This is a genomic window from Planktothrix mougeotii LEGE 06226, from assembly GCF_015207485.1.
Classification (GTDB): Bacteria; Cyanobacteriota; Cyanobacteriia; order Cyanobacteriales; family Microcoleaceae; genus Planktothrix.
The window spans coordinates 15,566-30,039 of record NZ_JADEWU010000073.1; the positions used below are offsets into that span (position 1 = coordinate 15,566).

The 14,474-nt window shown below is 42.3% G+C and carries 12 protein-coding genes; 9 read left to right on the forward strand and 3 right to left on the reverse strand.

Annotated features, from left to right (window positions below; genetic code table 11):
• Positions 1–14: 14 nt before the first annotated feature.
• Positions 15–521, reverse strand: coding sequence for a globin family protein (locus IQ236_RS22195; RefSeq protein ID WP_190523103.1), 507 nt, complete (start codon positions 519–521; stop codon positions 15–17).
• Between the two features lie 477 nt (positions 522–998).
• Between IQ236_RS22195 and ftsH4 the strand changes: the two genes are divergently transcribed.
• The 3 genes from ftsH4 (at position 999) to IQ236_RS22210 (ending at position 5,638) form a co-directional block, all read left to right on the forward strand.
• Positions 999–2,897: an ATP-dependent zinc metalloprotease FtsH4 gene (gene ftsH4, locus IQ236_RS22200; RefSeq protein WP_193871300.1), complete on the forward strand. Its 1,899-nt coding sequence runs from the start codon at positions 999–1,001 to the stop codon at positions 2,895–2,897.
• A 176-nt stretch (positions 2,898–3,073) separates the two neighbouring features.
• Entirely contained in the window at positions 3,074–4,927 is a 1,854-nt protein-coding gene (gene ftsH / locus IQ236_RS22205) for an ATP-dependent zinc metalloprotease FtsH (RefSeq protein WP_193871301.1), read from the forward strand.
• Positions 4,928–5,023: 96 nt separating this feature from the next.
• A complete protein-coding gene (locus tag IQ236_RS22210) occupies positions 5,024–5,638 on the forward strand; it encodes a class I SAM-dependent methyltransferase (protein WP_193871302.1) in 615 nt (204 codons plus the stop codon).
• Positions 5,639–5,807: 169 nt separating this feature from the next.
• On the opposite strand, the gene IQ236_RS22215 is transcribed toward IQ236_RS22210, so the two are convergent.
• Positions 5,808–6,314 carry a MogA/MoaB family molybdenum cofactor biosynthesis protein gene (locus IQ236_RS22215; RefSeq protein WP_193871303.1) on the reverse strand — a complete coding sequence of 169 codons (507 nt, stop codon included), beginning with the start codon at positions 6,312–6,314 and terminating at the stop codon, positions 5,808–5,810.
• Between the two features lie 89 nt (positions 6,315–6,403).
• The gene (gene psb28 / locus IQ236_RS22220; protein WP_193871304.1) at positions 6,404–6,742 is read right to left on the reverse strand and encodes a photosystem II reaction center protein Psb28; all 339 of its coding nucleotides are present in this window, start codon (positions 6,740–6,742) and stop codon (positions 6,404–6,406) included.
• A 178-nt stretch (positions 6,743–6,920) separates the two neighbouring features.
• Between psb28 and IQ236_RS22225 the strand changes: the two genes are divergently transcribed.
• The 6 genes from IQ236_RS22225 (at position 6,921) to ftsY (ending at position 14,315) form a co-directional block, all read left to right on the forward strand.
• Positions 6,921–7,730, forward strand: a complete 810-nt coding sequence (locus tag IQ236_RS22225; protein ID WP_193871305.1) for a tetratricopeptide repeat protein — start codon at positions 6,921–6,923, stop codon at positions 7,728–7,730.
• A 223-nt stretch (positions 7,731–7,953) separates the two neighbouring features.
• The gene (locus tag IQ236_RS22230; RefSeq protein WP_228041798.1) at positions 7,954–9,375 is read left to right on the forward strand and encodes a sugar porter family MFS transporter; all 1,422 of its coding nucleotides are present in this window, start codon (positions 7,954–7,956) and stop codon (positions 9,373–9,375) included.
• A 210-nt stretch (positions 9,376–9,585) separates the two neighbouring features.
• Complete coding sequence (gene psbA, locus IQ236_RS22235) at positions 9,586–10,668, forward strand: photosystem II q(b) protein (RefSeq protein WP_193871306.1); 1,083 nt, start codon at positions 9,586–9,588, stop codon at positions 10,666–10,668.
• Between the two features lie 335 nt (positions 10,669–11,003).
• Positions 11,004–11,750: a DUF502 domain-containing protein gene (locus tag IQ236_RS22240; RefSeq protein WP_193871307.1), complete on the forward strand. Its 747-nt coding sequence runs from the start codon at positions 11,004–11,006 to the stop codon at positions 11,748–11,750.
• A gap of 212 nt (positions 11,751–11,962) precedes the next feature.
• Positions 11,963–12,604, forward strand: a complete 642-nt coding sequence (gene nusB / locus IQ236_RS22245) for a transcription antitermination factor NusB (RefSeq protein ID WP_193871308.1) — start codon at positions 11,963–11,965, stop codon at positions 12,602–12,604.
• Positions 12,605–12,728: 124 nt separating this feature from the next.
• Entirely contained in the window at positions 12,729–14,315 is a 1,587-nt protein-coding gene (gene ftsY, locus IQ236_RS22250) for a signal recognition particle-docking protein FtsY (RefSeq protein ID WP_193871309.1), read from the forward strand.
• The last annotated feature ends 159 nt before the right edge of the window (positions 14,316–14,474 follow it).

Genomic DNA, 14,474 nt, shown 5'->3' on the forward strand with positions numbered 1-14,474 from the left:
ATAATCAATCCGTTTTAAACACCGCTTCGTTGAACATTTGCCATCAGTTTAGGGGGAGTATCTAAGACTTCTAAAACAATGTCCATATAAGGTTTTAATAACTGATTGCATACACTGGGTAATTGTTCTTGTAGAGTTTCTTGAAGATAGGTATAAGCTTGAAGGCACTGGGTATTTTTCTCATGGGCGGCTAAAATATTAGCCAGCCACAACATTAAAGATTCCTTAAAAAAGTGAGGGTCATCGCGTAACAAAGCGACAGACATCAAACACATCGTCATCGACATATCATAAACACAGCGTTTGGAATGCTTTTGCATGATTTCTGGATGAGACAGCATGAATTTTTTCAGAGCTTGTTTGATTAAACCTGCTGATTTTGCCCGTAACACTTCATAGGTTTTAGTTCGAGCATTTAAGGTCTGAACATACTGATGCAGAGGTTTGAGTTCTGCATTGGTCAAATATCGTCCGTCGCATTGGGTGATTAAGTCATCCCACGTTGAATTAATCGTTGGCATTTTAATCTCCTCTGACTAGCCAGAATCCTATCTTCTAATTTGATACAAAATTAAATCTAAGTCAAGAAATTGATGTAATTTTTAATAAAAACCCAATAATTAGTCTATTTTTACAACAGTAATTGTACGGACAATCATGCCCAATAGATGATCCTGTGTTCACTCTTGTCAAGTGCCAAAAAACGATCCTTTGATGAGCCTGCCCTCACCCCACCGATTAGGGAAATCACGCTATGGTAAAAATTATAGATCATCGAGGAGAGCCTTACAGGAACAGAGAAACATGGGATTATGCCAATATGAAAGCAGACAGGAGGCACAAGAGATTAGTATCAACCTTAAACCGAATCTCTACCCGGTCGCCTGAACATTTATTTCTGAGGTTTATCCCAAAAGTCCATTAAAATCAACTAAATTATGAACGTTCTCTGATTTGAAACTGTACGCCTTTAATGAGTCAACCTTTAATTAAATACCATGAGTGTAAAAGACAAACCTAAATTTCCTCGAAATCTTCCCATCGGAAGCATTTTATTTTGGTTGGGTGTAATCTTCTTAATTGCCAACCTGACATTACCCGGATTATTCGGGCCACAAATTCCTCGTGTTCCCTATAGTTTATTTATTGAACAAGTGGAAGATGGGCAAGTTTCTCAAGTTTATCTCAGTCAAGATCAAATTCGCTATTTAGTGAAAGGAGAACAGGAAAAACAGGGACAAATCCTATCAACAACTCCGATTTTTGATCTGGATTTACCCAAACGGTTAGAAGCCAAAGGAGTTGAATTTGCGGCTGCACCTCCTCCTCAGAATACTTGGTTTTCTAGTTTAATTGGTTGGGTAGTTCCTCCCTTAATTTTTGTGGGAATTTGGCTCGCTGTCGGACAATTCTTACAAAGCCGAGGGGGAGGAATTGGAGGGCCACAGGGTGCACTTTCCATTAGTAAGAGTAAAGCAAAAGTTTATGTAGAAAATGATGCTACAAAAGTCACCTTTAAAGATGTAGCAGGCGTTGAAGAAGCCAAAACCGAATTAGAAGAAGTGGTGGAATTTCTGAAGACTCCCCAACGATTTTTACAAATTGGGGCAAGAATTCCCAAAGGGGTGTTATTAGTCGGCCCTCCTGGAACTGGAAAAACCTTATTAGCAAAAGCCGTAGCTGGAGAAGCGGGTGTTCCATTCTTTAGCATTTCGGGTTCAGAATTCGTGGAATTGTTCGTGGGTGCAGGGGCGGCGCGAGTTCGAGATTTATTTGAACAAGCCCAAAAGAAAGCCCCTTGTATTATCTTTATTGATGAATTAGATGCTATTGGAAAATCCCGTTCCAGTGGCGGAATGTATGGGGGAAATGATGAACGAGAACAAACCCTAAACCAATTATTAACCGAGATGGATGGGTTTGCTGCTGGACAAGCAACGGTGATCGTTTTAGCCGCTACTAACCGCCCGGAAACTTTAGACCCAGCGTTATTACGTCCCGGTCGATTTGATCGTCAAGTTTTAGTCGATCGTCCTGATTTATCCGGTCGGTTACTAATTTTAGAAATCTATGCTAAAAAAGTAAAAATTGGGGCGGATGTTGACTTAAAAGCGATCGCTACTCGTACCCCCGGTTTTGCGGGTGCAGATTTAGCCAATTTAGTTAATGAAGCTGCCTTATTAGCGGCTCGAAATAAACGGGAAACCGTCAGTCAAGCGGACTTTGCAGAAGCCATTGAACGGGTGATTGCGGGATTAGAAAAAAAATCCCGTGTTCTTAATGAAAAAGAGAAGAAAATTGTGGCTTATCATGAAGTCGGTCATGCTATAGTTGGCGCAGTAGTTTCCGGTCAAAATAAAGTCGCTAAAATCTCCATTGTGCCGCGCGGAATGGCTGCATTAGGATATACCTTACAACTGCCAACCGAAGACCGTTTCTTACTCAGTGAAGAAGAAATGAAAGCCGAAATTGCCACCTTATTAGGAGGACGTTCAGCCGAAGAAGTTGTGTTTGGAAGTATTACCACAGGGGCTACCAATGACTTACAACGGGCGACGGATTTAGCTGAACGGATGGTTACCAGTTATGGCATGAGTAAAGTATTAGGGCCCTTGGCTTATGAAAAAGGTCAACAAAACAATTTTCTCGGCGATAATATGATGATGAATCCTCGCCGTTATGTCAGTGATGAAACGGCAAAAGCCATTGATGATGAGGTGAAACAACTGGTTGAACAAGCCCATCAAACCGCTTTACATATCCTGAATCAAAATAAAGATTTAATGGAGCAAATTGCCCAACAAATCTTACAAACGGAAGTCATTGAAGGGGACGATTTGCAACATTTGTTAAATCAAGTTAAGTATGACGGTAAAATTCCCGCCGCGATTGCATAATTGATCTATACCCCCCTCGTTCCCTGGTTCTACTAGGGAATGCTCATCAGAGGCTCTGTCTCTAAACAGATTATCCGATTGGAACAAGGGTGGCAGAGCCACCCTATTAGCATTTCTAGGTTCTACCTAGAAACGAGGTTAACGAGAACGACCAGAGCAAACCAGAACAAAATTTTATGAGTATTAAAAGAAGACCTAAATTACCCAGTTCTCAAAAAGTTGCCCAGATTTTATTAATCTCAGCCGGGGTGATTTTAATCGGAAATTGGTTGTTTCCTCAACTGACTCGTCCTCGTTTTCCTAAAGTTCCCTATAGTTTTTTTATCCAACAAATTGAAGATGGTAAAGTCTCAAAAGTTTTAGTCGGAGAAAACGAAATCCTTTACCAAATCAAAGCAGACAATAATCAACCTGAAAGCATCTTATCCACCACCCCGATTTTTGATTTAGAACTTCCCAAACGTTTAGAAGCCAAAGGAGTTGAATTTGCCGCTTCTCCACCCCCGAAACAAAGTTGGTTAAGTGTTATTTTAAATTGGGTGATTCCCCCTTTAATTTTAGTCGTGGCGTTTCAATATTTTATGAAACGAGATCCCCAAGGATCATTATCGATTAATAAAAGTAAAGCTAAAGTTTTTGTTAAAGGTCAAACGGATAATATTACCTTTGCAGATGTCGCCGGAGTAGACGAAGCCAAAACCGAATTAGCAGAAATTGTAGATTTCTTAAAAAATCCCCAACGGTTTACCGAAATTGGAGCTAAAATTCCCAAAGGTGTGTTATTAGTCGGCCCCCCAGGAACCGGAAAAACCTTATTAGCAAAAGCCGTAGCGGGAGAAGCCGGAGTTCCCTTTTTTAGTATATCTGGTTCGGAATTTATTGAGTTATTTGTGGGAACCGGAGCGGCGAGAGTTCGAGACTTATTTGAACAGGCGAAAAAGAAAGCTCCTTGTATTATTTTTATTGATGAATTAGATGCCATTGGTAAATCCAGAAGTAGTGGCAGTTTCCAAAGCGGGAGTAGCGATGAACGAGAACAAACCCTAAACCAATTATTAACAGAAATGGATGGGTTTGGAATGGGAGATGCAACAGTAATTGTCTTAGCCGCGACTAACCGTCCCGAAGCTTTAGACGCAGCATTATTACGTCCTGGACGCTTTGATAGACAGGTTTTAGTAGACAGACCCGACTTAGCCGGACGCAAAGCTGTTTTAGACATTTATGTTAAAAAAGTTAAATTAGAAACGGATGTTGATTTACACGCGGTTGCAACAAGAACGCCGGGTTTTGGAGGGGCAGAATTAGCAAATTTAGTCAATGAAGCTGCCTTATTAGCGGCTAGAAATCAACGAAAAACCGTGAAACAAGAGGATTTTTATGAAGCCATTGAACGGGTGGTTGCTGGGTTAGAAAAACGCAGTCGTGTGTTAAATGAAAAAGAGAAGAAAATTGTGGCTTATCATGAAGTCGGTCATGCCATTGTTGGGGCGTTAATGCCGGGAGGGGGAAAGGTAACAAAAATTTCCATTGTACCGAGGGGAATGTCAGCGTTAGGATATACCTTAAGAATGCCAACGGAAGACCGTTTTTTAATGGATGAAATTGAATTCCGCGAACAAATTGCTATGTTATTAGGGGGACGGGCTGCTGAAGAATTAATCTTTGGAAATGTTACCAATGGCGCATCGGATGACCTACAACGGGCTACGGAATTAGCCGAAAGAATGGTACTCAATTATGGCATGAGTAAAGCTTTGGGGCCTTTAGCTTATGAAAAAGCCAAAGCTAATAATTTTTTAGGCAATGCTGATGCTAATCTTCGCCGTCCCATGAGTGAAAAAACCGCAGAAGCCATTGATGATGAGGTGAAAGATATTGTTAATAATGCTCATCAAAAAGCTTTAGCGATTTTGAATTACAATCGAGACTTATTAGATGAAATTGCTCGAAAAGTATTGGAAACAGAAGTGATTGAAGGGGAGGAATTACAACACTTTTTAGAGCAGGTTAAACCTGTATCTCGATAATTGGTATTTGATAGCACATTAATTTTTCTGTTTTTAATTTCGTTTCCTGTTGTTATACTGGAGGAGAAATTAATATTGCGAACCGATAAATAGAGAATGGACACCCAAGCACATTGGCAAAAAGTTTACACCACAAAGAACTCAACTGAGGTGAGTTGGTTTCAGAAACACTTGGAGTTATCCCTTGAGTTTATCAAGCGGACTAAAGTAGATAAAGCCGGGTATATTATTGATGTGGGGGGTGGAACTTCAACTTTGGTTGATGACCTGCTTGCCGATGGTTTTCGTGCCGTCACAGTTCTCGACATTTCAGCAGAGGCAGTTCAGGTAGCGCAAAAACGACTCGGCTCTCGTGCTAATTCTGTGACTTGGTTAGAATCTGACATCAGGCAAGTCCACTTACCTCATCATTTCTACGATATTTGGCATGACCGCGCTGTATTTCACTTTCTGACTGACGTTCAAGATCGTCAGCTTTATCTGGATACTGTCAAGCACTGCGTTAAACCGGGCGGTCACATGATTATAGCAACTTTTGCTCTCGATGGCCCCAATCGTTGCAGTGGTTTGGAGGTTGTCAGATATAGTCTTGATAGTCTGCATGAGCAGTTTAGAAATGATTTTGAGTTAGTCGATAGCACAAATGAAACTCACAAAACCCCATTTGGAACAGAACAGAAGTTCATCTATTGCTACTGGCGAAAAAGATAAAAAAGTTTCCAACGTACAATATAACAGGAACAGAGATCGGTAGTGATCGCTTAACTTTCAAACAAAAAATCACGCTCAAGTACCTGTTCAGAAATTAAGAGACAAGTTAAAAGAAAAACATCTCATGACACAAAAATTGAGTTTATCAGGTTAATTATCAACCCGGTTTCTATTGATTTAAGACTTTAACTAAATGGGATAATTCCGGTATAATTAATTGTTCCATTGCTAATTTCACCGCATGAGAAGACCCTGGAACCGAAAAGATCAATTTTCCTTGACAAACTCCAGCAACAGCACGGGAAGCCATCGCCCTTGAGCCTATTTCAGCATAACTTAAGGTTCTAAAAATTTCCCCAAAACCCGGTAAGGTTTTTTCTAATAATTTTTCTATGGCATCATAGGTGGTATCTCGTGGTGAAATTCCAGTCCCCCCATTTAAAATACAAGCATCCAGTTCAGGAATTTGACACAGGGTTTTTAATAATTTTGTGATTTCCGTCGGTTCATCTTTAATAATTTGATAATGCAGAATAGGATAATTTTCCTTTTGTAAAAACTGCTGAATTAATTGACCACTTTTATCCGTTTCTGAAGTCCGAGTATCACTCACCGTAATTACAGCACAATTAACCTGAATTTCAGAAATATCTGGATGAGGAACCTTGGAATTCATAAACTGTAGATCCAGAACAACACCGATGAGAAGTTAGAAGCCAAACTTTTTCTATTTCTTATAGAATTTAACTTCTAACTCCTGAGAAATTAGGATTTACTAAATTCTAACCCATTCGCTTCTGCATAACGCTGCATAAACAACATGAAACGCTCCCATTCTTCGGGAGATTTCATTAAATGAGTCGCTTCAATTTCCGTAGGTTTTCCATTAATAAACTTAGCTTTAACCTCACGGGTTACGATTTCCCCATCATCATCAATCAGATACATTCCCGTGATTTCTTCCGTAGAATCATCCGCTAATGCTTTAGGATTGAGGAAATAAAATGTTGCTGTTCCTTGACTCCCATCTCGTGAACGAGTTAGGCGGACATCAGGAATTGCATCTTCATCAATACCTCTTGAAAACTGAATTTTAGCGACCATATTGTCTTGTTAAACCTTTATTCATTTAAGAGTTAACATCTTATTGTCTCACAAGATGGTACTGAACAGGATAAAATTCCTCATAGGGTGTGTAAACACAGCCCACCCCATCCCTAAGCCAGGATTTTACCCCCCCTTTGAGTACAATAGTGTTATTTCAGCTTGCTTATTTCAGTTCATGCCTAAAATTCGCCAATTCTGTCTGACTTTAACTCTATTATTGAGTATCCTCGTCCTGACTTGGGGAAATGTCACCCCTCTGGGGGCCGAAAATCTACCCCTGTCTTCAACTTTGGATACGATGCTTCAGCAAGCGTTTACAGCCACTCAAGGGGGTGAATTTGCTCAAGCAGAAACCTACTGGACAGAAATTATTAATCAATATCCCGAAAATCCGGCGATGTGGAGTAACCGAGGCAATGTTAGAGTTAGTCAACATAAACTTAATGAAGCCATTTCTGATTATAATCAATCCCTAGAATTAGCACCTGATTTTCCTGATTCCTATTTAAACCGAGGAGTAGCGTATGAAGGATTAGGAGAATGGGAAAAAGCGATCGCCGACTATAATAAAGTCTTAGAAATAAACCCCAAGGATGCGATCGCCTATAATAATCGAGGGAATGCTGAAGCGGGATTAGGACAATGGGAACAGGCTCTTTTAGATTATCAAACCGCCAGTGATTTAGATAAAAACTATTCCTTTGCCCGTGCCAATTATGCTTTAACATTATATCAAGTCGGAGAACCAGAAGCAGCGATTAAAATCATGAAAAATTTAGTGCGGAAATATCCCAATTTTGCCGATATGCGAGCCGCATTAACCGCCTGTTTATGGGATAGGGGAAAACCCGGAGAAGCGGAAAGTAATTGGGTGGCTGTAGTTGGACTTGATCCCCGATATAAAAATATTGATTGGGTGAAAACCGTGAGACGATGGCCCCCAAAAGTCGTTCTTGCCTTAAATCATTTCCTAAATTTAAAATAACCCTTTAATTGAGGGTAAATTCACAATAAAAATGCACTCTTCCAGCCATGAGAGCGCATTTCCAGAAAAGCATTGTTAATAATATTTTCTCAAAGTTGGGTATCACTGAGAATTGCTAATATTTCTTCATCAAAGGAAAAAGATAGGTTTCAGAAAGATAAGTCTAAAGATTGATGTGCGTCTACCTGTGGAACTGAAACAATATTTCTATAGCCACAAATTAATGAACCTTAACAAAAAAATGACGGTTCACCATCCTCCTGCTTTAAATCAACCCAGTGCTTATTATGTACTGATGCTGGCAATTGTGGCAGCCCTTGGCGGTTTCTTATTTGGTTTTGATACCGCCGTCATTAATGGTGCTGTCGGAGCGTTAGGGAAAGAGTTTCAAGCCAATAGTTCACAAATCGGACTGGCAGTCTCTTCTGCCTTATTGGGGTCAGCCGTCGGAGCCTTCTTTGCAGGCCAGATCGCCGATCGCTACGGACGAATTAAAGTCATGATCTCGGCTGCTGGACTGTTCTTAATGAGTGCAGTGGGCTCTGGTATTGCATTCACCATTTGGGATTTCATGGTTTGGCGATTAGTGGGCGGGTTAGCCGTTGGGGCGGCGAGTGTGATTGCTCCAGCTTATATTGCAGAAGTCTCACCAGCCCATCTGCGGGGTCGCCTCGGTTCTCTGCAACAACTTGCGATTGTGATCGGTATTTTTGCCGCGTTACTCTGTGACTATTTTATTGCGTTAGGGGCTGGAAGTGCCGAAGCCCCGTTTTGGTTTAATATTCCGGCTTGGCGTTGGATGTTTTGGACAGAGATCCCTCCGGCTATCCTCTACGGAATTGGAGCGCTGAAAATTCCTGAATCTCCCCGTTATTTAGTCGCTCAAGGTCGAGAAGCAGAAGCTGAGGTGATCTTAGCGCGAGTGGTTGGGGGAGATACTCAAGCTAAAGTGATGGAGATCCGGGCTTCGGTGGTGCGAGAAACCAAGCCTCGATTATCAGATTTGATGGGTCGTCACGGACTATTACCTGTGGTGTGGATTGGAACAGGGTTATCAGTGCTGCAACAGTTAGTGGGAATTAACGTAATTTTCTATTACAGCAGTGTGTTGTGGCAAGCTGTGGGCTTTTCTGAACAGGATTCTTTGTGGATCACGGTAATTACCAGTGTGACCAATATTATTACAACCCTCGTTGCTATTGCTGTGGTGGATAAGTTTGGCCGCAAACCGTTACTGATTCTGGGTTCGATTGGCATGACCATCACGTTAGGAACTCTGGCGACTGTGTTTGGAAGTGCGCCCCTAGATGCGGCTGGAAATCCGAATTTAACCGGAAACGCTGGACTCATTGCCCTATTCGCTGCGAATATCTACGTTTTTTGTTTCGGCTTTTCTTGGGGCCCGGTGGTGTGGGTGATGTTAGGAGAAATGTTTAATAATCGGATTCGCGGTGCCGCTCTTTCGGTAGCAGCGACAGCCCAATGGATCGCTAATTTCGTTGTTTCCACAACATTTCCGCCCCTTAAGGATGTGGGGTTAGGGTTTGCTTACGGTTTATATGCAACGGCGGCGGCGATTTCTCTATTTTTCGTTCTCCTACTCATCAAGGAAACGCGAGGTAAAGAACTCGAAGAAATGGCATAGTGTGGAACAGGCATCTTGCCTGTTCAGTTAACTTGGGGTCAGACGACCAATTATATTACTTTTTCTAATATAAAACAAACTTTATACAAGAAAATATTAATATAAACAACTCGACAAATCTTCAATAGTCGAGTAATATGACTATATGGTTATAAAACCAGGTGACGAGATACCGAACCTCGAAAAATACATACGCAATACATAACTCCAATGACAACAACCATTCAACAGCAGTTAAAAGGAAACCCATGGGATCGGTTGTGCAACTGGATCACCAGCACCGAAAACCGCCTCTATGTGGGTTGGTTTGGGATTCTGATGATTCCAACTCTGCTCACTGCTACCATCTGTTTCGTTCTAGCTTTCGTTGCTGCACCCCCCGTTGACATCGACGGCATCCGCGAACCTGTATCGGGTTCACTGCTCTACGGAAATAACATCATCACGGCTGCGGTGGTGCCGAGTTCCAATGCAATTGGTTTGCACTTTTATCCCATCTGGGAAGCCGCTAACGTCGATGAATGGCTTTATAACGGTGGCCCTTACCAATTGATTGTCTTTCACTTCCTGATCGGCATCTTTTGCTACATGGGTCGAGAGTGGGAACTCTCCTATCGCTTAGGAATGAGACCTTGGATCGCCGTTGCCTATAGTGCTCCTGTGGCGGCTGCAACTGCGGTGTTGCTGATTTATTCCATCGGTCAAGGTTCTTTCTCCGATGGTTTACCCCTGGGAATTTCCGGTACATTTAACTTTATGCTCGTTCTGCAAGCCGAACATAACGTTTTAATGCACCCCTTACATATGTTGGGTGTAATGGGAATTTTTGGTGGTGCTTTATTCTGTGCAATGCACGGATCGTTAGTGACTTCTTCTTTAGTTCGTGAAACCACCGAAAACGAATCTTTAAACTGTGGTTACAAATTCGGTCAAGAAGGAGAAACCTACAATATTGTTGCAGCCCACGGTTACTTTGGACGTTTAATCTTCCAATATGCCAGTTTCAACAACAGCCGCAGCTTACACTTCTTATTGGGAGCTTGGCCTGTAGTTGGCATCTGGTGTGCCTCTCTGGCGGTGGCTTGCTTCGCGTTTAATCTGAATGGTTTTAACTTTAACCAGTCCTTACTGGATTCAGAAGGTCGCGTGATCAATACCTGGGCGGATGTGATCAACCGTGCCAACTTAGGGATTGAAGCCATGCACGAACGCAACGTCCATAACTTCCCCTTAGATTTAGCATCGGGTGAATCAACTCCTGTGGCTTTAGTTGCTCCTTCTATCAACGGTTAATTTTTAACCCACGATAACAAAAGACGCTCTCCGAAAGGAGGGCGTTTTTTGTTGTTGAATCTGGGTGTCCGGTGTCGGGATGAATCAACGGTGAGGAGGACTTTTGAAACCCGAAAGCCACAGAAGTTGACGAGAAAACCGACTTTTGTTTCAGAATATACAAAAGCTGACATAATAAATAAATTATCTCTCAACCCTTTTAAATCGATTTGAACCCGTTTTGTGGTACAGACCGAGTTGAGGAGCCTGGGTACAATGCTTGTACTTGCAATGATTCTTTACAATCGTTAACAATAAGTATCAGACCCTTAGATAAACAGGAGAGTGGACGCTCTGTGTTCCAACGCTTGAAGCAGGACTTAAAAAATGACTTGATTGCAGGTCTGTTGGTCGTGATTCCTTTGGCAACCACGATTTGGTTGACCATCACCATCTCCAGTTCTGTGATTGAGTTTCTGACCCGCATTCCTAAGCAAATTAATCCCTTTGATGGTTTGCATCCGATTTTAGTCAACCTGCTTAATGTTTTGGTCGGGTTGGCGGTACCCCTGTTAGGGATATTATTTATCGGTTTAATGGCTCGCAATATTGCCGGACAGTGGCTTTTGGCTGTGAGCGAAAAAATCTTACAAGCTATTCCCTTAGCGGGTTCGGTTTACAAAACTCTCAAACAACTTTTAGAAACCCTTTTACGAGATTCTAATGATAAATTTCGTCGTGTGGTTTTAGTTGAATATCCCCGTCGAGGAGTTTGGTCACTGGCTTTTGTAACGGGCTCGGTCAACCGCGATATCCAGTCAGAATTGTCTGAGGAAATGGTGAGTGTGTTTATTCCCACTACCCCGAACCCCACCAGTGGATGGTATGCTATTGTTCCAGAACATGAGGTACTCAACCTCACCCTTTCGGTAGAAGATGCGTTTAAAATTATCGTATCTGGTGGGATTGTTAATTCAACATCCTCATCGGTAAAAGCTCTTCCTCCTAAACCTAATCCTCAATTAGAACCCCTTCTTTCCAGCGAAAATAGATTGCAATCTGTTGTCCTAGAAGATGAGGGGGTTGGGATTAGGGAAAATTAAGGGATTAGAGTTTAGACTCCTTAAAGGTTGAAGGGTTTGGGAAAATTCCCTAACAATAACCCCTTATTTTTTTGACTAGACTAAAGTGGTGATTCCAATTTCAAGTTTTTACACTCATTAAAGTGTGAAAACTTCTAAATTTTTCCTGAATTTTCAGGGATTCTTCTTTAATGTTGTGGTTCCCTATTCCTTATTCTTAAATTCTTAAACTTATGCAAGCTCGTCGTACTGCTCGTGAACTCGCTTTACTGGGAATTAGTCAACTCCCAGCCACTTCAGAGCGCCTAGAACCTCAAGAATTACATGATGTTTTAATTGCTGCTGTCCGAACCTTGACGGCTGAAGGTCAAGAATCTTTAGAAACGGCTGTTTCTGAGTTACAACGCAGTAGCGATCGCCTTTTAGGAAGCCAAATTCGGGCGAATGATTTAGACATTGCACGCTCAATGGTTCATGAAGCCATTGAATTAGTTCAAGGTGCGATTAATCGCTTAAGTACCGCTCTGGAATTACCGGAATTAGTTCAACTGGCAAATGAACAAGAAGTCCGGGATTATGCCCTTGATATTTTAATTCAAGTCAATAGCCATAAAGCTGAAATTGATCAGTTATTAACCGACGCTATGGTAGATTGGCAACTAAATCGACTCGCCCGTATTGATCGAGATATTTTACGAATTGCCGTTGCAGAATTAATGTATTTAAACTTAAAAGAACAAGTGGCAATTAATGAAGCGATTGAACTGGCAAAACGCTACAGCGATGAAGAAAGTTATCGCTTTATTAATGGCGTTCTGCGTCGATTTGTCGATAAATTAAAAACGACTGTTCCAGAGTTAACCGTTGAGGGTTAACCGCCAACAGCTATCATGATTTAAGGGGAATTTTTCAAAACCCTGAACTGGTACAGACGTGCCATGGCACGTCTCTACTGATAACTGATAACTGATAACTGATAACTGATATTAAATAAATCCTATGGTATTTAATTGGTTTCGTCGTCAATTTAATGAAAAAACGGATCAAACTCAGGAGTCACAACCAGAGGTTAAATCTGAACCTGAAAAGGTAGAGAAACCGACTGAAACAGCCGTAGAGACGAGCGCGTCTCCACCTGCACCTCAAATTGCTGAAGATTATTTACAGTGGGCAAAAGCGGCTTATCAAAATATTCAAAAACAACAGGAACCCGAACCTGAACCTGAACCTGAGCCTGAACCCGAACCTGAACCTGAACCCGAACCCGAAGCTATCACAGAGCCGGAAGTTGAACCAACGGTTTTAACCCCAGAAACACCAGAGGCGGAAGCGAATGTTGAAACGGCTGTAGAAGTAGCTGAAACGGACGTAAAAGTACCCGAACCCGTTGTCACCCCTCAAACCGATACAACGGAGCCAGAAACCCTAGAAACGTCTGAACCCTTGCCATTTTGGGCAACAGCGGCTACGGAACGTCAAGCCAGGGTGGAACGGTTAAAAGAAACCGCCATTGAGGAAGAAGAACCCGACGAAACGGGTAGAGACGCGCCATGGCGCGTCTCTACGGAAGCGGGAATGGTGTTTGATGAGATGTTTATGTGGTCGGCCCAGGTGTTAGCGGATCAAGGTCGCCGTCCCGATGAAGTCGCTTTAGAAGAAATTACCTGGTTACAGAAACTCTGGAAAGCGTTAGGACGGACGCGACGCAACTTACTGAACCAATTAAAAGCGATTGTCGGTCAAGGCCCCTTAAATCAACAAGCTGTTGATGAAATTGAATCGATGCTATTACAAGCGGATGTGGGTGTAGCCGCAACGGATCGCGTGATTGAAGCGTTACAAACTAAACTCCGCCAAGAAGCTTTACCCCCAGAACAAGCGATCGCTTATCTCAAACAAATTTTAAGGGGGATTTTAGAAGAACCCTTTGAAAAGGGGTATCCCATTACCTTTGCACCAGAGAAAGATACCTTAAATATTTGGTTAGTCACCGGAGTCAATGGGGCGGGTAAAACCACAACGATTGGCAAAATTGCCCATTTAGCCCAAAAATCCGATTATCGGTGTTTAATTGCTGCTGGAGATACCTTTCGAGCGGCGGCCGTTGATCAGGTGAAAGTTTGGGGCGATCGCAGTGGTGTAGAAGTCGTGGCGAACCCTGGAAAAAATACCGATCCGGCGGCGGTGGTTTATGATGCTATTGAAGCAGCCAGAGCCCGCAATACAGAATTATTAATTATTGATACAGCCGGCCGCTTGCAAAATAAAAAGAATTTAATGGAGGAACTCAATAAAATCCGTCGAGTGATTGATAAACGCGCCCCAGAAGCCAAAATACAATCATTATTAGTCTTAGATTCTACCTTGGGCCAAAATGGGTTACGACAGGCGGAAGTTTTTTCCGAAGTTGCTCAACTCAGTGGGGTGGTCTTGACAAAACTCGACGGAACTGCTAAAGGTGGTGTTGCCCTAGCGATTGTCCAACAACTCGGCTTACCGATTCGATTTATCGGAGTTGGGGAAAGTATCGAAGATTTGCGCCCCTTTTCCAGCTACGAGTTCATTGAAGCCCTCTTAAGTGGCTAAGGAGATGAGGGATGTAAGCTGTAGAAGAAGAACGTGCAGAGTCCAGAGAAAGAGTCCAGAGAAAGAGTCCAGAGAAAGAGTCCAGAGAAAGAGCGCACAGAGAGAGTCAGAAGTTAATGATTTCCTCTTCTCCCCCTCCCCTCTTCTCCCCCTCCCCGC